Source organism: Streptomyces sp. NPDC029041 (assembly GCF_040637515.1).
Taxonomy (GTDB): domain Bacteria; phylum Actinomycetota; class Actinomycetes; order Streptomycetales; family Streptomycetaceae; genus Streptomyces.
This window is the reverse complement of record NZ_JBEZWO010000004.1, coordinates 393916-415684: the sequence shown is the minus strand read 5'-3', so window position 1 is coordinate 415684 and position 21769 is coordinate 393916. Positions and strand designations below refer to the sequence as shown.

19 protein-coding genes and 1 pseudogene are annotated in these 21769 nt (G+C 70.8%); 7 read left to right on the top strand and 13 right to left on the bottom strand.

What is annotated here, in order from left to right:
- Positions 1-40 precede the first annotated feature (40 nt).
- The 5 genes from AB0F04_RS12235 to AB0F04_RS12215 form a co-directional block, all read right to left on the bottom strand.
- The gene (locus AB0F04_RS12235; protein WP_362040443.1) at positions 41-2368 is read right to left on the bottom strand and encodes an FtsX-like permease family protein; all 2328 of its coding nucleotides are present in this window, start codon (positions 2366-2368) and stop codon (positions 41-43) included.
- The gene (locus tag AB0F04_RS12230) at positions 2365-3054 is read right to left on the bottom strand and encodes an ABC transporter ATP-binding protein (RefSeq protein ID WP_362040441.1); all 690 of its coding nucleotides are present in this window, start codon (positions 3052-3054) and stop codon (positions 2365-2367) included. Before AB0F04_RS12230 ends, AB0F04_RS12235 begins: the two co-directional genes overlap by 4 nt.
- Entirely contained in the window at positions 3051-3575 is a 525-nt protein-coding gene (locus tag AB0F04_RS12225) for a PadR family transcriptional regulator (protein ID WP_352095685.1), read from the bottom strand. Before AB0F04_RS12225 ends, AB0F04_RS12230 begins: the two co-directional genes overlap by 4 nt.
- Before the next feature lie 129 nt (positions 3576-3704).
- Complete coding sequence (locus tag AB0F04_RS12220) at positions 3705-3968, bottom strand: hypothetical protein (protein WP_362040438.1); 264 nt, start codon at positions 3966-3968, stop codon at positions 3705-3707.
- Positions 3965-4900, bottom strand: a complete 936-nt coding sequence (locus AB0F04_RS12215) for an SPFH domain-containing protein (protein WP_362040435.1) — start codon at positions 4898-4900, stop codon at positions 3965-3967. Before AB0F04_RS12215 ends, AB0F04_RS12220 begins: the two co-directional genes overlap by 4 nt.
- 262 nt (positions 4901-5162) lie before the next feature.
- Between AB0F04_RS12215 and AB0F04_RS12210 the strand changes: the two genes are divergently transcribed.
- Positions 5163-7460, top strand: coding sequence for a transglycosylase domain-containing protein (locus tag AB0F04_RS12210; protein ID WP_362040433.1), 2298 nt, complete (start codon positions 5163-5165; stop codon positions 7458-7460).
- Between the two features lie 72 nt (positions 7461-7532).
- On the opposite strand, the gene AB0F04_RS12205 is transcribed toward AB0F04_RS12210, so the two are convergent.
- The 4 genes from AB0F04_RS12205 to AB0F04_RS12190 all read right to left on the bottom strand — a co-directional run bounded on the left by AB0F04_RS12205 (position 7533) and on the right by AB0F04_RS12190 (position 13918).
- A complete protein-coding gene (locus AB0F04_RS12205) occupies positions 7533-9668 on the bottom strand; it encodes a SpoIIE family protein phosphatase (protein WP_362040431.1) in 2136 nt (711 codons plus the stop codon).
- A 322-nt stretch (positions 9669-9990) separates the two neighbouring features.
- Positions 9991-10683 carry a DUF402 domain-containing protein gene (locus tag AB0F04_RS12200; RefSeq protein WP_362040430.1) on the bottom strand — a complete coding sequence of 231 codons (693 nt, stop codon included), beginning with the start codon at positions 10681-10683 and terminating at the stop codon, positions 9991-9993.
- Between the two features lie 83 nt (positions 10684-10766).
- Positions 10767-12170 carry a class II fumarate hydratase gene (locus AB0F04_RS12195; protein ID WP_362040428.1) on the bottom strand — a complete coding sequence of 468 codons (1404 nt, stop codon included), beginning with the start codon at positions 12168-12170 and terminating at the stop codon, positions 10767-10769.
- 77 nt (positions 12171-12247) lie between these two features.
- Complete coding sequence (locus AB0F04_RS12190) at positions 12248-13918, bottom strand: fumarate hydratase (RefSeq protein WP_362040425.1); 1671 nt, start codon at positions 13916-13918, stop codon at positions 12248-12250.
- Positions 13919-14084: 166 nt separating this feature from the next.
- Here AB0F04_RS12190 and AB0F04_RS12185 point away from each other — a divergent pair, with 166 nt between their 5' ends.
- Complete coding sequence (locus tag AB0F04_RS12185) at positions 14085-14801, top strand: DUF1707 domain-containing protein (protein WP_362040423.1); 717 nt, start codon at positions 14085-14087, stop codon at positions 14799-14801.
- A gap of 114 nt (positions 14802-14915) precedes the next feature.
- Positions 14916-15293 carry a WhiB family transcriptional regulator gene (locus AB0F04_RS12180; protein ID WP_362040421.1) on the top strand — a complete coding sequence of 126 codons (378 nt, stop codon included), beginning with the start codon at positions 14916-14918 and terminating at the stop codon, positions 15291-15293.
- 167 nt (positions 15294-15460) lie between these two features.
- On the opposite strand, the gene glpX is transcribed toward AB0F04_RS12180, so the two are convergent.
- A complete protein-coding gene (gene glpX / locus AB0F04_RS12175; protein WP_351636234.1) occupies positions 15461-16495 on the bottom strand; it encodes a class II fructose-bisphosphatase in 1035 nt (344 codons plus the stop codon).
- A gap of 127 nt (positions 16496-16622) precedes the next feature.
- Here glpX and AB0F04_RS12170 point away from each other — a divergent pair, with 127 nt between their 5' ends.
- Both AB0F04_RS12170 and AB0F04_RS12165 read left to right on the top strand, forming a co-directional pair.
- Positions 16623-17147 carry a DUF4245 domain-containing protein gene (locus AB0F04_RS12170; RefSeq protein WP_362040419.1) on the top strand — a complete coding sequence of 175 codons (525 nt, stop codon included), beginning with the start codon at positions 16623-16625 and terminating at the stop codon, positions 17145-17147.
- Between the two features lie 66 nt (positions 17148-17213).
- A pseudogene (locus AB0F04_RS12165) lies at positions 17214-17516 on the top strand (IS30 family transposase); the annotation flags it as partial.
- 66 nt (positions 17517-17582) lie between these two features.
- On the opposite strand, the gene AB0F04_RS12160 reads toward AB0F04_RS12165, so the two are convergent.
- From AB0F04_RS12160 to xseA, 3 genes are all read right to left on the bottom strand, one after another.
- Complete coding sequence (locus AB0F04_RS12160; protein WP_362040417.1) at positions 17583-18173, bottom strand: malonic semialdehyde reductase; 591 nt, start codon at positions 18171-18173, stop codon at positions 17583-17585.
- Positions 18174-18294: 121 nt separating this feature from the next.
- The gene (locus tag AB0F04_RS12155) at positions 18295-18549 is read right to left on the bottom strand and encodes an exodeoxyribonuclease VII small subunit (protein WP_362040415.1); all 255 of its coding nucleotides are present in this window, start codon (positions 18547-18549) and stop codon (positions 18295-18297) included.
- 9 nt (positions 18550-18558) lie between these two features.
- Complete coding sequence (xseA, locus tag AB0F04_RS12150) at positions 18559-19767, bottom strand: exodeoxyribonuclease VII large subunit (protein WP_362040414.1); 1209 nt, start codon at positions 19765-19767, stop codon at positions 18559-18561.
- Between the two features lie 148 nt (positions 19768-19915).
- On the opposite strand from xseA, the gene AB0F04_RS12145 reads away from it, so the two are divergent.
- Together AB0F04_RS12145 and ppgK are read left to right on the top strand one after the other, a co-directional pair.
- A complete protein-coding gene (locus tag AB0F04_RS12145; RefSeq protein ID WP_362040412.1) occupies positions 19916-20941 on the top strand; it encodes a 4-hydroxy-3-methylbut-2-enyl diphosphate reductase in 1026 nt (341 codons plus the stop codon).
- A gap of 68 nt (positions 20942-21009) precedes the next feature.
- Complete coding sequence (gene ppgK, locus AB0F04_RS12140) at positions 21010-21756, top strand: polyphosphate--glucose phosphotransferase (protein ID WP_362040410.1); 747 nt, start codon at positions 21010-21012, stop codon at positions 21754-21756.
- Positions 21757-21769 lie beyond the last annotated feature (13 nt).

Sequence of the window (21769 nt, the reverse complement as noted above, 5' to 3'; positions counted from 1 at the left end):
GCCCCGGCCAGGCGCCTGACAGCTCGTACGGGATCCGGCCCTACTCGGTCCGCAGCCCGTCCGGCCGCATCAGTTTCAGCAGCGGCGGCAGGCTCAGCAGCGTCACCACCAGGACGACGCCCGCGCCGATGCCGGTCATCGACAGCACGCTCGGCCAGTCCACCCGGACCGAGGTGTTGGTCATCCGCAGCAGCACCACGCCCAGGGCCATGCCCACCGTCGCGGCGAGCAGCAGACCCAGCCCGATCGGGATCGCCGTCTGCCACAGCACCGACAGGCCGAGCGTGCGGCGCCGGGTGCCGAAAGCGACCAGGGACGACAGCAGTTTGCGGCGCTCACGCAGCTGCTCCAGCTGTGAGACCAGCAGGCTCGCCCCGATCAGTGCCAGCACGCAGGCGGCACCGACGGACAGACCGGTGCGGATGGTGGCGTAGCGTTCGTTGCTCTCGGTGCTGCGCCAGGTCATGGGCTGGACCGCGGGGTCGAGCCGCGCGGCCGTGTTGCGCACGTGGTCGTAGGCGTCCGGCACCGAAAAGTCCAGGCTCAGGTAGAGCTGGGTGGAGGTGAGTGCCCCGAGCTTCTCGGGCAGCGCGCCGGGCGTGACCAGGATGCCGCCGCGCTCGTACCCGGTGGGGTCCTCACGGGACTGGGCCTGCCGGATGTCCTGCGGGACGGTCCAGGAGACCGAGCGGCCGGAGTCGTCCGATTCGGTCCACAGCTTCGTGCCGGGCTTGGCCAGGTGCTCGCTCTCGTTGTCGTACTCCGAGCCCTTGACCGCGAACACGTCACCGTCGTGACAGGAGGGGAACGTGGCCACCTCGCGCAGCGACGCGCAGTCGGCCACGGTGATCTGGATGATGGACTCCGCCTCGCCGCGCCGGTCGCCAAGATGGACATCGGACAGCGCGGTCACCTGGCGCACGCCCTGGGTGTCGCGGTACTTGGCGATGACGGGCGGGGCCTCGGCGCCCTCCGGCACGTTCACGCTCATCTGGGCCCGGGAGACGTCGTGCTGCGACGCACTGGTGTAGTTGCCCTCCACCCCGGCGAACAGCATCTGCAGGGCGATCGCCCCGGCCACCGCCACCGCGATGCCGTTGACCATCCGGGCTGCCGCGCCACTGCTCAACTGGAGTCGGCGAACCGCCAGTTGCCAGGCGACCCCACCCGAGCCGAGCCGGGCCACGACCGTCTCCACCACCCAGGGAAGCAGGGCCGTGACGCCGACCAGCAGGAGCATCACGCCGCCGACCACGAGGTACTGGTTGAAGTTCCCGCCCTCGTTGCCCTGCCCGATCATCGGGTAGAGCAGCGCGATCCCGCCCAGCGGCAGCAGCAGCCGCCACCACAGCCGGCGCCGTGAGGGCTTGGCCGTGCGCACCACTCCGAGCGGCTCGATGACCACCCCGCGCAGGGCGAGGATCGTCACCAGGACCGCCGCCGCGGGCACGGCCAGCGCGACCAGGACGGCCAGCGCGGGAGAGGGGTTCAGATAGCTCGGGAAGACGCTGACGCGGAACACCTCGACGGAGGCCGCCAGTTCGCGTCCGAGCAGGAAGAACCCGGTGCCGAGGACGAGCCCCAGTACGGATCCGGCGAGTGCCTCGCCGGCGGCGATCCGCCGGGTCATCCGGCTGTCGGAGCCGACCAGCCGCAGCGCGGCCAGCCGGCGGTCGCGCCGCTCGCCGCCGAACCGTACGGCCGCGGCGATGAACACGGCGACCGGCATCAGCAGCACCACGAAGACGACCAGGACCAGCAGGAGCAGCACCGGATCCCAGCGGTCGGACGACCCCAGGTCGTCGTTGCCGAAGTGGTCGATCCGGGCGCCGCTCGCGAGGCCCTCCAGTACCTTCGCCAGCCCCTTGCCGCCCGCGAAGTAGGCGAGTTCCTGCGAGCCGACCAGCCCCTGCTCGCCGATGGTGCCGGCGATGCGGTAGTCCAGCCGCTCCCGCAGAAGCTTGCCGTCGTCGGAGGCGAGCAGCTCCTTCAGCGCGGGGGAGACGACCATCTCGCCCGCCGCCGGGAACTCCGCGACCCCCGGCGGCAGCGGGGCCCGCGGACCCTCCGGCTCCAGCAGCCTGCCGCGCACGTCCAGGTCCCGGAACGTGCTGTCCGCGTCCACGACCAGCAGTGTGTTGTCGGCCTTCGGTATCTCCTTCTGGCTGAAGGTGTGGTCGCTGCGGGCCTCCTCGCGCCGGTCGCGTTCCGCCAGCGCGTTGGGGATGGCGGTGGTGAGCAGCAGCAGCGCCACTCCGAGTCCGACACCGACGGCCGTGAGCAGCGACCGTGTCCATCCCTCGCGCCCGCCGGCGAGGGCGAACCGGGCCCCCATGGCGAGGTCCCGGCTCCACTGCCCGACGCTCATACGACGCGCTCCATGTCGCGGGACTTGCCGTCCCGTACGACGATCTCGCGGTCGGAGTACGCGGCCACCCGGGCCTCGTGCGTGACGAGCACCACGGCCGCGTTGGCGGACCGGGCCGCGTCCGTGAGCAGCTCCATCACACGCTCGCCGTTGAACGAGTCGAGCGCGCCGGTCGGCTCGTCGGCGAAGACCACCCGGGGGTTGGTCACCAGCGAGCGGGCGACGGCGACCCGCTGCCCCTGCCCGCCGGACACCTCGCCGGGCCGCTTCTTGCGGAGGTCGTCGACCTCCAGCCGTTCCATCCAGGCCAGTGCGCTCCGTTCGGCCTCCTTGCGGGAGGTGCCGTTCAGCCGCAGCGGCAGGGCGACGTTCTCCACGCAGGTGAGTTCCGGCACGAGCTGGCCGAACTGGAACACGAACCCGAACTCCGAGCGCCGCAGCGCACTGCGCTCGGCGTCGCCCATGGCGGTCACCTCGCGCCCGTTGTACGTGATCGAGCCCGAGTCGGGCATCACGATCCCGGCGAGACAGTGCAGCAGCGTCGACTTGCCCGACCCCGACGGCCCCATCACGGCGACGACCTCGCCCGGGTGGATGGAGAACTCGGCGCCGTCGAGCGCGGTCGTCGGCCCGTACGCCTTGCGCAGGTCCTGGGCGGTGAGGAGCGAACCGGCGGGAATCGTCATCGGGTCACCGCCTCACGGAGCTTGTCCAGACGCGCCGCGGTCAGCTCCAGCCAGCGCAGGTCCGCCTCCAGGTGGAACAGCGCGTGGTCGCAGATGAGCTGGTCGGCCAGATCGCCCTTGCGCTTGCGGTCGGTGAGGATCCGCATGCTGCGCAGGTGCTCCGAGCGCTGGGTGTCGAGGATGTCACCGGCGTCGCGGTGGGTGAGCAGCGCGAGGACGACCTTGGTGTAGAGGGTCGACTGGAGGTACGGCTCCGGCTTCTCGGGTGTGGCGAGCCAGCGCGCGACGTCGGTGATGCCGGCCTCGGTGATGGCGTAGCGCTTGCGCTCGGGACCGTCGCCCGCCTCGATGCCGTCGACCTCGACGAGCCCGTTCTTCAGCAGGCGGGACATCGTCGAGTAGACCTGGCCGTAGTGGAGCGGCCGGTCGTGACCGAACTTCTCGTCGAAGGCCCGCTTCAGGTCGTAACCATGGCGCGGGCCGGACTCCAGGAGTCCGAGGAGTGTGTGACCGATGGACATGGGCAGGACTGTACACGGGGTGTATACGCGGTATGTATACGCCGAGTGTGTAGGTCGGGGCGTGGGGTGGGGCCGTGCAGGTCGGAGCGTGTTGTCACGCTTCTGTAACAGCGGGTGCGGCCCGGGTGATCAGGCCGACGGCGGACCGGAGGCGGGACCCTGCCCCGGCGGCCGCCCCCGCCGGGGCAGGGGACCGGTCTCCCGCGGCAGCCGCCCCGTCTCCGCCAGTGCCTTCCGGAGCAGGAACTCGATCTGCGCGTTGGCCGACCGCAGCTCGTCCCCGGCCCATCGCGCGAGCGCCTCGTACACCGCGGGATCCAGCCGCAGCAGCACCTGCTTGCGCTGCTGCTGCGGCCGGCGCTGCGGGCCCTGGCCTTCGGGAGGGACCGTCACTGGTAGAGGGACCCGGTGTTGAGGACCGGCTGCGCGGCCCGGTCACCGCACAGCACCACCATCAGATTGGAGACCATCGCCGCCTTCCGTTCGGAATCCAGCTCCACGATGTCCCGCTCGGTGATCCGGGCGATCGCGGCCTCCACCATGCCCACCGCGCCGTCCACGATCTGGCGCCGTGCCGCGACCACCGCTCCGGCCTGCTGCCGCTGGAGCATGGCCGAGGCGATCTCGGGGGCGTACGCGAGGTGCGTGAAGCGGGACTCGATGATCTGCACACCGGCCGCCTCCACGCGCGCGTGCAGTTCCACGGCGAGCTTCTCGGTGATCTCCTCGGCGTTGCCGCGCAGCGAGAGGCCGTCCTCCTCGTGCGCGTCGTAGGGGTACTCGATGGCGATGTGCCGCACGGCCGCCTCGGTCTGGGTCGAGACGAACTCGATGTAGTCGTCGACCTCGAAGGTGGCCTGGGCGGTGTCCTCCACGCGCCAGACCACGACGGCGGCGAGCTCGATCGGGTTGCCATAGGCGTCGTTGACCTTGAGGACGGCGGTCTCGTGGTTGCGGACCCGCGTCGAGATCTTCGTGCGCGAGGTGAAGGGGTTCACCCAGCGCAGGCCGTCCTGCCGGATGGTGCCCCGGTAGCGGCCGAAGAGCTGGACGACGCGGGCCTCGCCGGGAGCGACCATGTTCAGTCCGCACATGGCGAGGAACGCCGCGAGCGCGACCAGGATGCCGCCGATGATCAGCGCGGCCTGCGCACCGGTCGCGTGCAGGGTGGTGGCGGCCGCGATCAGCCCGGCGCCGGCCAGCAGCCCGAGCAGGCCGAGCAGCAGGGCGAGCCCGCCGCCGATGCTGTGGGCGGCGAACTCCCGCACGCGGGGCGCCGGCATCTCGGGCACGTCGGCCGTGACCTGCGGTTCCGAAGTGGACATGGGTGATCCCCCGTTTCTCCTGGGAAGCCGCTCCTGCCTAGCTTCCGTCTATCTAAGTGATATCACTTTTTCCGCTCCTGGCAACCCTGCGGGTGTCTCGAACGTCGGTTCCGTTGGGAATGGGTGCTGATTGTCACGTCCGCAAAGGGCCGGATCGGCTGCCCTATCTCTTATCTCCCGGTGTTAGCTTTCTGAGCTGACCTGAGCGGCGAACCTGTGTGACGCGTGAGCACACATGAACGAAGCGGAGCGGATCGGACCCATGGGACGAGCGGAAGAGAGACGCGCCAGACAGCGCGGTGGGCGCCGGGCGGCGCCCAAGAGCCACCGTTCGTCGGGCGCGCCGACGAAGGGCGGCATACGCAGGCTCTTCACCTGGAAGAAGATCCTCGGCACCTTCTTCGGCCTGTGCCTGCTGGGCATGGGGGCCTTCATCGTGCTGTACATGATGATCGGGATCCCGGAGGGGAACGCCGACGCCAAGCTGCAGAGCAACGTCTACAAGTACAGTGACGGCTCGCTGCTGGCCCGCGCGGGCGACCGCAACCGCGAGATCGTGGGTCTGGCCGAGGTGCCCAAGGCCGTCCAGAAGACCTTCGTCGCCGCCGAGAACAAGACTTTCTACAAGGACGCCGGTGTCGACCTGAAGGGCACGGCCCGCGGTCTGCTCAACACCGTCTCCGGCAAGGGCGCGCAGGGCGGCTCCACGATCACCCAGCAGTACGTCAAGAACTACTACCTGACGCAGGAACAGACGGTCTCGCGCAAGCTGAAGGAACTGGTCATCTCGCTCAAGCTGGACCGGGAGAAGTCCAAGGACTACATCCTCGCCGGCTACATCAACACCAGTTACTACGGCCGCGGCGCCTACGGCATCCAAGCCGCCGCGCAGGCCTACTACCGCGTGGACGCCAAGGACCTGTCGGTCGAGCAGGGGGCCTACCTCGCCGCGCTCCTCCAGGCGCCGAACCAGTACGACTGGGCGATAGCCTCCGACACCGGTAAGAGACTGGTGAAAGCCCGCTGGAACTATGTCCTGGACAACATGGCCGACGAGGGCTGGCTGAACCAGGGCGAGCGTCAGGCCATGAAGTTCCCGGTGCCGAAGGGGCCGAAGGCCGACCCGAGCATGGGAGGGCAGACCGGGTACCTGGTGAAGTCCGCCAACGCCGCTCTCGAGAAGCAGCTCGTGGCCGAGGGCACCGCCGAGGACGCGAAGCAGGCGGAGGCCATGGTCAACCAGGGCGGCTGGACCGTCACGCTCAACATCGACAAGAAGAAGCAGGCCGCGCTGGAGAAGTCCGTCAAGCAGCAGCTGACCAGCAGGCTCGACCCCGACAAGCGCAAGGTCGACGGGGACGTCCAGGCCGGTGCCGCGTCCGTGAACCCGAAGACGGGCGCCGTGGTCGCGATGTACGGCGGAGTGGACTACTTCAAGCACTACATGAACAACGCCACCCGCACCGACTACCAGCCGGCCTCCACCTTCAAGCCGGTCATCCTGGCCGCGGCCCTGGAGGAGCAGGCGAAGACGCAGGACGGCAAGCCGATCACCGCGAGCACCGTCTACGACGGCACGAGCAAGCGCCCGGTCGTGGAGGACGGCCGCAAGGTCGGCTTCGCCCCCGAGAACGAGGACGACCGGAACTACGGCCCGATCTCCGTCCAGACGGCCATGAACAAGTCCGTCAACTCGGTCTTCGCGCAGATGGGCGTCGACGTCGGCATGTCCGAGGTGGTGGACGTCGCCGGCAAGCTCGGGATGGACACCAAGGACATGGAGGCCGTGCCGGCCCAGACGCTGGGCAGCATGGGCGCGAGCCCTCTGCAGATGGCGGGGGTCTACGCGACCCTCGACAACCACGGCAAGAAGGTCACCCCGGCCCTCGTGAAGTCGGCCGAGCACCTGAACCGGACGGTCACCATGCCCGACCCGGTCGGCGACCAGGTCATCAGCCGCGAGGCCGCCGACTCCGTCACCTCCGTGCTGACCGGCGTGGTCGACGACGGCACCGCCCAGGCGTCCGTGCGCAACAACCCCCTGCGCGACGGTCAGCAGGTCGCGGGCAAGACGGGTACGTCCGACAACAACAAGTCGGCCTGGTTCACCGGCTACACGCCGAAGCTGGTCACCTCGGTGGGCCTGTTCGGCGAGGACGCCAAGACCCACGCCCAGGTTCCGATGTACAAGGCGCTCGGCGAGCCCCGGATCAATGGCGGCGGCTTCCCGGCGCGGATCTGGGCGCAGTACACCTTCGGCGTGATGGGCGACGTCAGCAAGTTCGACCTGGAGACCCAGCAGGGCGCGGCCGTCCAGCCGACCTGGACGCCGACGCCCACGCAGGAGCCGACGACCGAGGAGCCGACGCAGGAGCCGACGACCGAGGAGCCCTCGTCGTCCCCGCCGCCGACGACGGAGAAGCCCTCGTCGTCCCCGCCGGCCACCCCGTCGACGAACCCGCCCAGCTTCACCCCGCCCACGACCCCGCAGACGACACCGCCCGACGGCGGTGGCGGCGACCCCTTCGACCCGGTCAAGCCGGGCGAGGACGACCAGTAGGAGACGAGGGGCAGGAGACGCAGAAGGGCGCCCGGTGTTCACCGGGCGCCCTTCGCTCGTCCCTGCGGCCCTTCAGCCGCGGTTCAGCTCGAACCAGACCACCTTGCCCGTGCTGAGCCGGGTCGCGCCCCAGCGCCGGGCCAGCCGGTTGACCAGGTACAGCCCGCGCCCGCCCTCGTCGGTGGCGCGTGCCTGGCGCAGCCGCGGCAGCTGCGGCACGTCGTCGCCGACCTCGCAGCGCAGCACGTCCGTGCGCAGCAGCCGCAACGTGACCGGCCGGGAGGCGTACCGCACGGCGTTCGTCACGACCTCGCTGACGAGCAGCTCGACGGAGTCGCTCAGCTCCTCCAGGCCCCAGCGCGACAGCGCGCGCCGGGCCAGCCGGCGGGCCCGGCCGGGGGCCGCGTCCTCCGGCTCCAGGAACCAGTACGCCACGTCGCTCGGCGCGATCCCGTCGAAGCGGGCGGCGAGCAGCGCGATGTCGTCGTCCCGGTCGCCCGGGCCGAGCATGTCGAGCACCTCGTCGCACAGTGCTTCCAGGGGCGGCGGATGGTCCGGCCCGGTGAGCTGCGCGACCGCGGCGAGCTTCTCCCGCAGCTGCTCGATGCCGGTCCACACGTCGCGCAGCCGGGACTCGACCAGGCCGTCGGTGTAGAGCAGCAGCGTCCCGCCGGCGGGCGCGTCCAGCTCCACCGCCTCGAAGTCCACGCCGCCCACCCCGATCGGGGCCCCGGCGGGCACGCGCAGTACCTCGGCGCGACCGCCCAGATGGAGCAGGACGGGCGGCGGATGACCGGCGTTGGCGATGGTGATGCGGTGCGATACCGGGTCGTACACGGCGTAGAGGCACGTCGCCATGCGGTCCACGCCGAGGCGCTGGGCCTGTTCGTCGAGGTGGTGCAGGACCTCCTGCGGCGGCAGGTCGAGGCCGGCGAGGGTCTGGGCCGTGGTGCGCAGCTGGCCCATGATGGCGGCCGACGTCATGGAGTGGCCCATGACGTCACCGACGACCAGGGCGACCCGGCTGCCGGGCAGCGGGATCGCGTCGTACCAGTCGCCGCCCACCCGGGCCGTCTCCGCCGCCGGCAGGTACCGGGAGGCCAGCCGCACGCCCGTCGGGCGGGGCAGCGTCTCGGGCAGCATGGTGCGCTGCAGCTCGTCCGCGATGTAGGCCTCGCGGCCGTACAGCACGGCCTTGTCGATACCGAGGGCGCTGTGCGTGGCGAGCTGGGCGGCGACCAGGAGGTCGTCCGGGTCGAACGCGATGCGCTCGGGGCGGCGCAGGAACAGGGCGGCACCGATCACCCGGCGCCGTCCGCGCAGCGGGGCGAGGATCGCGCGCTGCCCGTCCGGCACGGCGAAGTCGCCGTCCTCCCCGAGCAGTTCCGGCAGCGCGGCGCGGGCCGCGGGGGCGTCGGTGAACACCGGGCGCACGCCCCGCAGCACCTCGGCGAGCGCGCTGCCGGGCCGCACCTCGCACAGCTCGGCGCCGACCGTGTCCAGTTCGTTCGGCTCGGGCTGCGCGGCCGGGAGGAAGCCGTTCTCGGTGTCGCGCTCCGCCGGTATCCGGTCGGTGCGGCGCAGCCGCAGCACCAGCGGACCGGTGGGCCGCTCGTCGCCCACGGGCAGCGGATCGCGCAGATACACCAGGATCGCGTCGGAGAAGGTGGGCACGGTGGCCCGGCACAGACCCATGACGATCTCGTCGAGGTCGATGCCGCGGGCGATCCGCCGGGTGGCGGCCCCCACGAACCTGAGCCGGTCGCCGTCCCGCCGCATCGGCGTGGGGCGGCCGGGCGGCAGGCTCTGGCCGCTGCGGCGCTCCTGCCCGTCGCTGGTCACGGGCGGCCGGTCCTGTTCGTCGGCCGGCTGGACCGGAATGCCCTCGGGGGCGGGGCGCGGCCGAGGCGTCTCACGCTCGGCGGTCTGCTCGGCACCCGGCTGGGAGTGCTCGGAGGCGGGGTCGCTCACGGTGTCCTTGCCCTTGCCGAACGGCGTGGAGGTGCCCGGCTCCGACGTGCCCGTGCTGTGTGCCGTCGTGACCGGAACGCTGACGTCGCCGCCTGGGCGGCCCTGTACCGGTAAGGCGCCGGGCGCACGCGCCGGTGCCGGGGTATGCACGAGAGCCCCGCGGGGGTCCGCGGGGTCGACGCCCGCCTGGGGGCGTTCGAACGAGGTCGGCTGCTCCGTCACGCGTGTCGAATCCATCCGTCCGGGGCTGCGCGCCGCGCGCGCAGTGGGTCCCGCCGAAACTCCGATACCCGGATTACCTGTCCCAGGAACGGAATTCCCGCGTGGTCAGAGGTTGTCTGTGTGCCACCGGCGGACCGTCTGCGGCCCGCAGGGGCCTTCCGACGGCCCTCAGGGCCTGTGGCGCAGGCCCTGCCGGTGTTGCCCTCGTACCCCTCGCTCACGTCCTGCCGCCCCTCGGTGACGATCGGTCAAGCCCAGCGCGTGCTCCGGTAGTTGCCGCCGCGCGCCCTTGCGGAGGACGATCCTACGTTTCTTGCCCGGGGGCGCAGCAAGGGTCTCATGAGGACACGTGCGCGGGTGTCCGATCCCAGTCCTCCGGCAGTGACGGTACAGCCCAGGAGGGGTCCGGGCGCCAGTGCTGCCAGCCTTCCGAGAACGGCGGCCCCCAGTCGCGGATCACCTCCACCGCGTCCCGCCCCGCCTGCTGTACCTTTTCCGCCAGTTGGTCGTCCATCAGCCCGTCCCGGCGGGCCTGGGCGAACTCGTCCTCGTCCCGCCAGTGCCAACTGCGGTCGGGATGGACGGAGATGTCCAGGAAGTGGTCGACGGAGTCGACGCCGCCCGCCCAACGGGCCAGGGGCTCCTCAAGGTTCACGTACCAGTTCTTGAACCGCCAGCCCGGCTCCCAGAACAGCCACACCGACCAGGGCTCTCCGGGGCGGGCCAGCTTCAGCACGCCCGTGCCGAACCACCGGTCGCGCTGCACGGCCCGCGGCTTGGTGTAGCGCGACTCCAGCGGCTCCAGGTGTACGGGCGTGCCGTCGGCGAGCACGGGCTTCACGCACTCGGTGCCGGGCGCCAGCCACACGGCGAGCAGGTCCGCGTCGTCCCGGACGACGGTGACGGGCCGCGCGATGTGCACCTGCGTGCCGCCGTTCTCCCGGTACCGCCACAGGATCCGGCTCCCGGGCGCCCAGAAGCCTGCCGCACCACCCGTTTGCGCGCGTCTCATCGCTCCACCGTCTGCCATGACCAGATATTAGGTGCCGTAGGCATACGACGCTGCGGCGCGTGTCACGGTTCACGCGCCGGGCACACGAACGAGCCCCTTCGTCACGGGTGCGTCATCCGCAGGACATCGAGCGCCTCGTCGAGCTGCTCGGCGGTCAGGTCCCCGCGCTCCACGTACCCGCCGTCCAGCACGACCTGACGGATGGTCTTGCGCTCGGCCAGCGCCTTCTTGGCGACCTTCGCGGCCTCCTCGTACCCGATGTACTTGTTCAGCGGGGTCACGACGGAGGGGGAGGACTCCGCGTACTCCCGCGCCCGCTCCCGGTTCGCGGTGATGCCGTCGACGGTACGGTCGGCGAGCAGCCGCGTCGCGTTGGCGAGCAGCCGGATCGACTCCAGCACGTTCTTGGCGATGACGGGCAGCATCACGTTGAGCTCGAAGTTGCCGGCGGCGCCGGCGGTCGCGACGGTGGCGTCGTTGCCCACGACCTGGGCGGCCACCATCAGCACCGCCTCGGGAATGACCGGATTCACCTTGCCCGGCATGATCGAGGAACCGGGCTGGAGGTCGGGCAGGGCGATCTCGGCGAGTCCGGTGCGCGGCCCCGAGGACATCCAGCGCAGATCGTTGGCGATCTTCGTCAGCCCCACCGCGATGGTCCGCAGCTGGCCGCTGGTCTCGACGATGCCGTCCTGGGCGCCCTGCGCCTCGAAGTGGTTGCGGGCCTCGGTGAGGGGCAGCCCCGTCGTCCGGGCCACCTCCTCGATCACGGCGGCGGAGAAGCCGGGCGGGGTGTTGATGCCGGTGCCCACGGCCGTACCGCCGAGCGGCAGCTCGGCGAGCCGGGGGAGGGCGGCCTCGAGACGCTCGACGCCGTACCGCACCTGGGCCGCGTATCCGCCGAACTCCTGGCCCAGCGTCACGGGCGTGGCGTCCATGAGGTGCGTCCGCCCGGACTTCACGACGTCGGCGAACTCCCCGGCCTTGCGCTCCAGGGAGGCGGCGAGGTGCTCCAGGGCCGGGATCAGGTCGCGCGTCACCGCGGCGGTGGCGGCGATGTGGATCGAGGACGGGAAGACGTCGTTGGACGACTGGGAGGCGTTGACGTGGTCGTTGGGGTGCACGCCACCGCCCAGCCGCTCGCTCGCCAGCGTGGCGATGACCTCGTTGGTGTTCATGTTGGACGAGGTCCCCGACCCGGTCTGGAACACGTCGACCGGGAAGTGCTCGTCCCACCTGCCCTCGGCGACCTCCCCGGCCGCCTCCTGGATCGCCTGCGCGACGTCCTTGTCCAGGACCCCCAGCTCGGCGTTGACCTTGGCCGCCGCCCCCTTGATGCGGGCCAGCGCCTCGATGTGCGCGCGCTCGAGGCGCTGCCCGGAGACGGGGAAGTTCTCCACGGCCCGCTGGGTCTGGGCACGCCACTTGGCGTGCGCGGGCACCCGCACCTCGCCCATGGAGTCGTGCTCGGTGCGGTACTCGGTCCTGTCCTGCTCGTCGGTCATCGACGATCACCTCCACGTGTCACAGCGTCAGCGCCGCGACCACTGTTCCCCGCGGAGGCGAATCATCACCGCCGTCGTCAGGCGAGTCCGGGCCCGCGTACCGGAATGGAGGTGAACGTGGGCGCGGGCGCGGGGTCCTGGAAGAAGTCGTTGCCCTTGTCGTCGACGACGATGAAGGCCGGGAAGTCCTCGACCTCGATCTTCCAGACCGCCTCCATGCCGAGCTCCTCGTACTCGACGACCTCGACCTTCTTGATGCAGTCCTGCGCCAGGCGCGCGGCCGGGCCGCCGATGGAGCCCAGGTAGAAGCCGCCGTGGGCGTCGCACGCGTCGGTGACCTGCTTGCTGCGGTTGCCCTTGGCGAGCATCACCTTGGAGCCGCCCGCCGCCTGGAACTGCTCCACGTAGGAGTCCATCCGGCCGGCCGTGGTCGGGCCGAAGGAGCCCGACGCGTAACCCTCGGGCGTCTTGGCGGGACCGGCGTAGTACACCGGGTGGTCCTTCAGGTACTGCGGCATCTCCTCGCCCGCGTCCAGCCGCTCCTTGATCTTGGCGTGCGCGATGTCGCGGGCCACGACCAGCGGGCCGGTCAGGGACAGGCGGGTCTTCACCGGGTACTTGGTGAGCTCCGCCAGGATCGTCTCCATCGGCTGGTTCAGGTCGATCTTCACGACGTCGCCGCTCTCGTCGAGCTGCTCGTCGGTGGTCTCCGGCAGGAACCGCGCCGGGTCCGTCTCCAGCTGCTCCAGGAAGACGCCCTCGGCGGTGATCTTCGCGACGGCCTGGCGGTCGGCGGAGCAGGAGACCGCGATGGCCACCGGGCACGACGCGCCGTGCCGGGGCAGGCGCACGACGCGCACGTCGTGGCAGAAGTACTTGCCGCCGAACTGCGCGCCGATGCCGATCTTCTGCGTCAGCTCGAAGACCTTCTGCTCCAGCTCCTTGTCCCGGAAGCCGTGCCCCAGCTCGGAGCCCTCGGCCGGGATCTCGTCGAGGTAGTGCGCGGAGGCGTACTTCGCGGTCTTCAGGGCGTACTCGGCGGACGTGCCGCCGACCACGATCGCCAGGTGGTAGGGCGGGCAGGCCGCCGTGCCCAGCGAGCGGATCTTCTCCTCCAGGAACTTCATCATGGAGGACTCGTTCAGGACGGCCTTCGTCTCCTGGTACAGGAACGACTTGTTGGCCGAGCCGCCGCCCTTGGCCATGAAGAGGAACTTGTAGGCGCCGCCGTCGGCCGCATACAGCTCGATCTGCGCGGGGAGGTTGGAGCCGGTGTTCTTCTCCTCCCACATGGTGAGGGGAGCCATCTGCGAGTAGCGCAGGTTGAGGTTCTGGTACGCGTCGTAGATACCGCGGCTCAGGGCCTCCTCGTCGCGGCCCCGGGTCAGCACGTTCTGCCCGCGCTTGCCCATCACGATCGCCGTGCCCGTGTCCTGGCACATGGGCAGCACGCCGGCCGCCGCGATGTTCGCGTTCTTCAGCAGGTCCAGCGCCACGAACTTGTCGTTGCCCGACGCCTCGGGGTCGTCGATGATGCGGCGCAGCTGCGCGAGGTGGGCCGGGCGCAGGTAGTGCTGGATGTCGTGGATGGCCTCCTCGGCGAGCTTGCGCAGCGCCTCCGGCTCCACCTGGAGGAAGGTCCGACCGTCCGGCCCCTCGACCGTGGAGACACCCTCGGAGGTCACCAGCCGGTAGGGCGTGGTGTCCTCTCCCTGGGGGAGCAGATCGGTGTACGCGAACTCAGGCATCTCAGCCCATTCCTCACTCTGCGGACGGCGGCCCGCCTCCTTTGGCGAGCGCCCACCAGCGTAGAACCTGCCGTCGGCGCCGGGCTTGTGAGGTGAGGCTCAGTTCGTCACACCTGGCCGCGAGCGAGGGGTATCGCGATCTATCGTGTTTCGGTACTCTGCTGCCGTGGACCTTCAGAAGCAGGACCTCCAGAAGCCGGATCCTCCGCGGCAGGGCGCACCCTCCGCCTCCGAGCTCCGCGCGTCCGACGCCGAGCGCGACCGCATCGCCGACCTCCTGCACGACGCCCTGGCCGAGGGCCGCCTCACCGCGGACGAACACGCCGAGCGGGTCGAGGGGGTGCTGCGCGCCAAGACGGTCGGCGAGCTGGAGGTCTTCGTGCGGGACCTGCCCGCGGCCCATCACCGGGCCCCCGGCGGGGCCCATGCCCCGGCCCCCTGGCGTCCCACCGCCGGCGCCATCCCGATCGACCCGGACGACAACGTCGTCGCGGTGTTCAGCGCCGCCGTCCGCAAGGGCCGCCGGCGCGCGGGCCGCCGGATCCACGCGTACGCGATCTTCGGCAGTGTCGAGATAGACCTCAGCGAGGCCCTCTTCGACCACCAGCAGGTCGTCGTCAAATCCTTCGCGATCTTCGGCAGCGTCGACATCCGCGTCCCGGAGAACGTGTCGCTGCGCGGCATGGGCGGCGGCGTCCTCGGCAGCTTCGAGGTGGCCACGCTCGACTCCGACGACCCGGAGGCCCCCATCGTCTACGTCGACGGCTGGGCGGTCCTGGGCAGCGTCGAGGCGCGGCCGAGGCGGGGCAAGGTCGTCGCGGACATCCTGGACCGGGTGCAGCGCAAGGTCGACCGGAGTTTGCGCAAACACCTGGGGCATTGACAGCCGCGAATCCCCCGAAACCGGCGGTTCGGAACTCAGTGCATAGGCGCGCGTACAGCGGGTAGGCCTTGCTGCATCGTCGCTCGCTCGCGAAGCCGTCGTCAGGAGTAGACCGTGCTGCAACCGCCGCATTCGTCCCTGCAGGTCGCTGCCGTTCCGGCCCCGCGGGTGCCAGCGCGAGACAGGGACCAGGACGCCCCGTGGCACACCGAGGCCGTGTGCCGGCGCGACGAGGCCGGCCTGTTCTTCGCCCCCTCCAAGGAACCGACCGCCGCGAGGCTGTCGCGGGAGGAAGCGGCGAAGCGGGTCTGCGCCCGCTGTCCCGTGATGGTCGAGTGCCGCGAGCACGCCCTGCTGCAGCCCGAGCCCTACGGTGTCTGGGGCGGCCTCACCGCCGCGGAACGCCGCGTGGTGCTGGCCCGGCGGCGCCGCCGCGAGATGGAACTGAAGAAGACGGCCCACCCGGCGGACCGGATAGCCGCGGCCGGCTGAGGCCGAGCGGCACGAAAAGGGCGTCCCCACCGCACCGGGGACGCCCTTTCGTTCAACCGGCCCGTAGGGGGCGGGGCTGCGTCGACATGCGGCTCCGCCGCACGGGCGCGGCAAGCCACGTGCGCGGCACGGCCGCGCCACACCCCGCACCCCCGGGCCGAGCGGCGCTACTTGCCTTTGTCGAAGTCGATCGCGCTGTAGGCCCGCAGCTTGCTCAGCCGGTGCTCGGAGGAGATCCGGCGGACCGTGCCCGACCGCGACCGCATCACGATCGAGTCGGTCGTGGCGGTCTCCGCCCGGTAGCGCACCCCGCGCAGCAGTTCGCCGTCGGTGATGCCGGTCGCCACGAAGAACACGTTCTCGCCGGTGACGAGGTCCTCGGTCGTCAGCACCCGGTCGAGATCGTGCCCCGCGTCGATCGCCCGCTGCCGCTCCTCGTCGTCCTTGGGCCACAGCTTGCCCTGGATCGTGCCGCCCAGGCACTTCACCGCGCAGGCCGAGATGATGCCCTCGGGCGTACCGCCGATGCCGAGCAGCAGATCGACCCCGGTGCCCTCCCGCAGCGCCAGGATCGATCCGGCCACGTCGCCGTCGGAGATCAGCTTGATGCGTGCCCCGGTGTCCCGGATCTCCTTGATGATGCCCTCGTGCCGCGGGCGGTCCAGGATCACCACCGTCACGTCCTCCGGCGCGGACCGCTTCGCCTTGGCGACCCGGCGGATGTTCACCGACACCGGGGCGTTGATGTCGACGAAGTCGGCCGCCTCGGGCCCGGTGACCAGCTTGTCCATGTAGAAGACGGCGGACGGGTCGAACATGGACCCGCGCTCCGCGGCGGCCAGCACCGCGATCGCGTTCGTCATGCCCTTCGCCGTCAGCGTGGTGCCGTCGATCGGGTCCACGGCGATGTCGCACTCGGGCCCGGTCCCGTCGCCCACGCGCTCCCCGTTGAACAGCATCGGGGCTTCGTCCTTCTCGCCCTCGCCGATGACGACGACGCCGTTCATCGAGACGGTGGAGACGAGGGTCCGCATGGCACGCACCGCGGCACCGTCGGCGCCGTTCTTGTCACCCCGGCCGACCCAACGGCCCGCGGCCATCGCCGCCGCCTCGGTGACCCGGACGAGCTCCAGGGCGAGGTTGCGGTCGGGGGCCTCGGAGGGCACATCGAGTTCGGACGGCAAATGATGATGCTCGGTCATCGGAGCGCACCTTTCTGTACGGCGACGGCCGGATGAGGGTGTTGTCGCCCGACTCTATCCCCGAGCCCGCAAAATGAGCAGGGGCCCCCACGGATGAGCGCGGCAGGGACCTGCGACGATAGGGGGCGTGGCAGGCGAGAACGGCAAGCAGAAGACGGCGCGGGACATGATCCTCTCCCTGGGGATCATCATCCTGGTGTCGGGCTTCGTGTACCTCTTCATCCCGCACGACGACAGCGCGCCCGACGTCAAGGCCGTCGACTACCGGGTCGAGCTGCTCACGGCACGCCGCGCCGCCTCCTACCCCGTGGCCGCGCCCGAGGGTCTGCCCGGCGCATGGAAGGCCACCTCCGTCCGCTTCCGGGGCGACGAGTACGACGCCTGGCACCTCGGCTTCCACGATCCCGAGGGGGAGTACGTGGCGGTCGAGCAGTCCACTCAGCGCCGCCCCGTCTTCCTGGACGAGGCGACACAGGGCGCTCGCGAGACCGGGAAGACGGAGAAGATCGACGGCGAGACCTGGACCCGTTACGAGGGCGGCCGCTACGACGCGCTGGTCCTGGAGGGCACCAAGGGTTCGACGACGGTCGTGACGGGCACCGCGTCGTTCGCGCAGCTGGCGAAGATGGCCGGGGCGCTGGAGACGAAGTAGGCGCACGAGGAAGGCCCCCGGCGACGCTTGGGTTCTAACGGTCCTCGCAACACCACGATCCACACCCTGCCCGCCCACCTGCGCGGCTCTCTCACCTGGGACCAGGGCAGCGAGATGGCACGCCACAAGCAGTTCAGCATGGCCACCGACATGCCCGTCTACTTCTGCGACCCGGCCTCGCCCTGGCAACGCGGCTCGAACGAGAACACCAACGGACTGCTGCGCCAGTACTTCCCGAAGGGCACCGACCTGAGCGTCCACAGCCCCGAAGACCTCGAACACGTCGCCCAGGAACTCAACGGCCGCCCACGCAAGACGCTCGGCTGGGATACCCCAGCCGAGCGACTACGTGATCTACTCACCACCTGAAACCAAGTGGTGTTGCGACGACCCCTTGAACCCAAGGACGCCGGGGGCCTGTGTCGTCTTCGCCGGTCAGACGGTCGTGACGACCTGGTCGAACTCCAGGCGCGGGGAGCGCGGGTGGTAGGCGTCCGGGCCGGGGCGGCCGATGTTGACGACCATCAGCGGGGTGTGGTCGTCGTCCAGGAACTCCTTGCGGACACCCGCGGAGTCGAAGCCCGTCATCGGGCCGGCGGCGAGACCGGCGGCGCGCACACCGACGATGAAGTACGCGGCCTGGAGGGCGGCGTTCAGCGCGGCGGCGTTCTCGCGGACCGGGCGCTCGGTGAAGAAGACGTCCTTGATCTGCGGGGCGGCCGGGAACAGGTGCGGCAGCTCCTCGTGGAACTCGTTGTCCGCGGAGAGGATCGCCACCAGCGGGGCGCTCGCCGTCTTGGGCCGGTTGCCCTCGGCCATGTGCGCCACCAGGCGCTCGCGGGCCTCGGGGGAGCGGACCAGGGTGATGCGCAGCGGGGTCTGGTTGAAGGCGGTCGGACCGTACTTGACCAGGTCGTAGATCGCCTGCACCTGCTCGTCGGTCACCGGCTCGTCGGTGAAGGTGTTGGCGGACCGGGCCTCGCGGAACAGCAGGTCCTGGGCGGCGGGGTCAAGAACGAGGGACATGGATGCACTTTCTCGTGTCTGGTCCGGAAGATCGGCTGACGGCTTCGACCGTACGCCAGTGAAGTTCAACGTTCAACTAATGTGAGGGTGTCGTGTGTCACCCCGAACCGAACGGTCCCGGTCACCGCCCCTCCGCATCCTCCGCGTTCTCCGCGGCCTCCTCCGCCAGCGCCGCGTCCAGCCGCGCCCGGGCCCCGTCGAGCCAGCGCCGGCACACCTTCGCCAGCTCCTCGCCGCGCTCCCAGAGCGCGAGGGACTCCTCCAGCGTCGTACCGCCCGCCTCCAGGCGCCGGACGACCTCGATCAGCTCGTCCCGCGCCTGCTCGTACCCGAGCGCCTCGCTCGTGCCCGGTGTCTCGTCAACCTCGCTGGTCATCCACCCACCCTATGTGTCCACTCGTACGGAGAACTCACCCTCGGAGACCCGCGCGCGCAGGGCCTCGCCGGCCTCCACCTCGCCCGGGTCGCGGACGGCGTGCCCGTCCGCCTTCTGCAGCACGGCGTACCCGCGCTTCAGGGTCGCGGCGGGGGACAGGGCCACCACGCGCGCGTGCGTGTGCGCCAGCTCCGAGTCCGCCCGGTCGAGCTGGTGCCGCAGACACCGCCGGCCCCGGTCGAGCAGGTCCGCCACCTGGTCGGCCCGCACATCGATCATCCGGTGCGGATCCTCTATCGACGGCCGTGCCAGCGCGTGCGCCAGGCCGCGCTCCTCACGCTCCACCAGCGCCGCCACACACCGCCGCGCCCGGTCCCGCAGCAGCCGCACCCGCTCGTACTCCTCGCCGACGTCCGGCACGACCTTCTTGGCCGCGTCGGTCGGGGTGGAGGCGCGCAGGTCGGCGACCTGGTCCAGCAGCGGGTTGTCCGGTTCGTGCCCGATGGCGGACACCACCGGCGTACGGCACTGCGCGACCGTGCGGATCAGCTGCTCGTCGGAGAACGGCAGCAGGTCCTCCACGCTGCCACCGCCCCGGGCGACGATGATCACGTCCACGTCGTCGAGCGCGTCGAGCTCCTTCACCGCCTGCACCACCTGCGGCACCGCGTGCACGCCCTGCACGGCGACGTTGCGCACCTCGAAACGGACGGCCGGCCAGCGGTGCCGGGCGTTCTCCAGCACGTCGCGCTCGGCGGCCGAGGCCCGCCCGCAGACCAGCCCGATCAGCTGCGGCAGGAACGGCAGCGGCTTCTTGCGCTCCGGCGCGAACAGCCCCTCCCGCGCGAGGGCCTTCTTCAGCTGCTCCAGCCGCGCGAGCAGCTCACCCACTCCGACGGGCCGTATCTCGGCGGCCCGCAGCGACAGCTGCCCGCGCGGGGCGTACCACTCGGGCTTCGCGAGGACGACGACCCGGGCGCCCTCGCTCACCACGTCCGCGACGGCGTCGAACACCTGCCGGTAGCAGGTGACGCTGACGGAGATGTCGTACGAGGGGTCGCGCAGCGTCAGGAACACCACACCGGCACCCGGCCGCCGCGACAACTGCGTGATCTGCCCCTCGACCCACACCGCCCCGAGCCGGTCGATCCAGCCCCCGATGAGCCGCGACACCTCGCCGACGGGCAGCGGGGCTTCCGGAGTCGTGTTCACAGCCATGCCGCGAGGGTAGTGGGCACCGCCGACAACACGGCTCAGCGGCGGGCGGGGGCCGGGCGTGCGCCGTCGGTCTTCTCCGTCTCCCTCCTCGGTCTTCGCGGGGACTTCACCAGCGTGCGATCTTCGAGCCGCGGAACGCGGCCTTACGATGGGACGCATGTCTGCTTCGCCTGGCCGCCGTGTCCTGCTCGCCGCCCCCCGTGGCTACTGCGCGGGTGTGGACCGCGCCGTGATCGCCGTCGAGAAAGCCCTGGAGCAGTACGGCGCTCCGGTGTACGTCCGGCACGAGATCGTCCACAACAAGTACGTCGTGCAGACCCTGGAGAAGAAGGGCGCGATCTTCGTCGAGCAGACGGAGGAAGTGCCCCCGGGGAACATCGTCATGTTCTCCGCGCACGGCGTGGCCCCCGTCGTCCACGAGGAGGCCGAGCGCGGCAAGCTCGCCACCATCGACGCCACCTGCCCCCTGGTCACCAAGGTCCACAAGGAAGCCGTCCGCTTCGCGAACGAGGACTACGACATCCTCCTGATCGGCCACGAGGGCCACGAGGAGGTCATCGGCACCTCCGGCGAGGCCCCCGACCACATCCAGCTCGTCGACGGGCCCGGGGATGTGGCGAAGGTCGAGGTCCGCGACCCGTCCAAGGTCGTCTGGCTCTCCCAGACCACGCTGTCCGTCGACGAGACCATGGAGACCGTCGACGCCCTGAAGGACAAGTTCCCGCAGCTCATCTCCCCGCCCAGCGACGACATCTGCTACGCCACCCAGAACCGCCAGCTGGCCGTGAAGCAGATGGGCGCCGAGTCCGACCTGGTCATCGTGGTCGGCTCGCGCAACTCCTCCAACTCCAAGCGGCTCGTCGAGGTCGCCAAGATCGCCGGTGCCCGTGAGGCCTACCTCGTGGACTTCGCCGACGAGATCGACGAGGCCTGGCTGGAGGGCGTGAACACGGTCGGCGTGACCTCGGGCGCCTCCGTGCCGGAGATCCTGGTCGAGCAGGTGCTGGAGTTCCTCTCGCAGCGCGGCTTCGAGGACGTCGAGATCGTCAAGGCGGCCGAGGAGTCCATCACGTTCTCCCTGCCCAAGGAACTGCGCCGTGACCTGCGCGAGGAGGCCGCCGCCCTGGCCGCCGAGCGGGGCGGGGCCGGTGCCGGTGAACATTCCGCGGAGTGATCGGGGACAGGCCGGGCAGGGCCGCTGCCCGGCCTGTGACGGTCAGTCGTTCGTCGTAACGTAGGGCCATGCAGATCTTCGGAGTGGACATCGGCGGATCCGGGATCAAGGGAGCGCCGGTGGACCTGGACAAGGGCGATCTGGCGCAGGAGCGCCACAAGGTCCTCACCCCCCACCCGGCCACGCCCGACTCGGTGGCCGACGGCGTCAAGCAGGTCGTCGACCACTTCGGCTGGACGGGCCCGGTCGGAGTGACCTTCCCGGGCGTGGTCACCGACGGAGCCACGATCCGCACGGCGGCGAACGTCGACGACAGCTGGATCGACACCGACGCCCGCGCACTGCTCGGCGAGCGGCTGGGCGGGCTGCCGGTCACGGTGGTCAACGACGCGGACGCGGCGGGCGTCGCCGAGATGCACTTCGGCGCCGGCCGCGGCCGCCGGGGCACGGTGATCCTGCTGACCTTCGGCACCGGCATCGGCAGCGCGGTCTTCACCGACGGCGTCCTCGTGCCCAACACCGAACTGGGCCACCTGGAGCTCGACGGGCACGACGCGGAGAAGCGGGCCTCGAGCAAGGCGCGCGAGGACCACGACATGTCGTGGGAGCACTGGGCGGCGCACCGCGTGCGCAAGTACCTCGCCCACGTCGAGATGCTGTTCTCGCCGGAGCTGTTCATCATCGGCGGGGGCGTCAGCCGCAAGTCCCACAAGTTCCTGCCCCACATCGAGGGCATCAAGGCCGAGATCGTCCCGGCGCAGCTGCAGAACAACGCGGGCATCGTGGGCGCGGCGATGCGGGCGGCCGGACACTAGGGCTGTTCCGGGC

Excerpts from the sequence above, each read along its gene's own strand:
- AB0F04_RS12235 (WP_362040443.1), bottom strand. The coding sequence starts at position 2,368 with ATGAGCGTCGGGCAGTGGAGCCGGGACCTCGCCATGGGGGCCCGGTTC.
- AB0F04_RS12230 (WP_362040441.1), bottom strand. The coding sequence starts at position 3,054 with ATGACGATTCCCGCCGGTTCGCTCCTCACCGCCCAGGACCTGCGCAAG.
- AB0F04_RS12225 (WP_352095685.1), bottom strand. The coding sequence starts at position 3,575 with ATGTCCATCGGTCACACACTCCTCGGACTCCTGGAGTCCGGCCCGCGC.
- AB0F04_RS12215 (WP_362040435.1), bottom strand. The coding sequence starts at position 4,900 with ATGTCCACTTCGGAACCGCAGGTCACGGCCGACGTGCCCGAGATGCCG.
- AB0F04_RS12210 (WP_362040433.1), top strand. The coding sequence starts at position 5,163 with ATGGGACGAGCGGAAGAGAGACGCGCCAGACAGCGCGGTGGGCGCCGG.
- AB0F04_RS12205 (WP_362040431.1), bottom strand. The coding sequence starts at position 9,668 with ATGGATTCGACACGCGTGACGGAGCAGCCGACCTCGTTCGAACGCCCC.
- AB0F04_RS12200 (WP_362040430.1), bottom strand. The coding sequence starts at position 10,683 with ATGGCAGACGGTGGAGCGATGAGACGCGCGCAAACGGGTGGTGCGGCA.
- AB0F04_RS12195 (WP_362040428.1), bottom strand. The coding sequence starts at position 12,170 with ATGACCGACGAGCAGGACAGGACCGAGTACCGCACCGAGCACGACTCC.
- AB0F04_RS12190 (WP_362040425.1), bottom strand. The coding sequence starts at position 13,918 with ATGCCTGAGTTCGCGTACACCGATCTGCTCCCCCAGGGAGAGGACACC.
- glpX (WP_351636234.1), bottom strand. The coding sequence starts at position 16,495 with ATGACCGAGCATCATCATTTGCCGTCCGAACTCGATGTGCCCTCCGAG.
- AB0F04_RS12160 (WP_362040417.1), bottom strand. The coding sequence starts at position 18,173 with ATGTCCCTCGTTCTTGACCCCGCCGCCCAGGACCTGCTGTTCCGCGAG.
- AB0F04_RS12155 (WP_362040415.1), bottom strand. The coding sequence starts at position 18,549 with ATGACCAGCGAGGTTGACGAGACACCGGGCACGAGCGAGGCGCTCGGG.
- xseA (WP_362040414.1), bottom strand. The coding sequence starts at position 19,767 with ATGGCTGTGAACACGACTCCGGAAGCCCCGCTGCCCGTCGGCGAGGTG.
- AB0F04_RS12145 (WP_362040412.1), top strand. The coding sequence starts at position 19,916 with ATGGGACGCATGTCTGCTTCGCCTGGCCGCCGTGTCCTGCTCGCCGCC.
- ppgK (WP_362040410.1), top strand. The coding sequence starts at position 21,010 with ATGCAGATCTTCGGAGTGGACATCGGCGGATCCGGGATCAAGGGAGCG.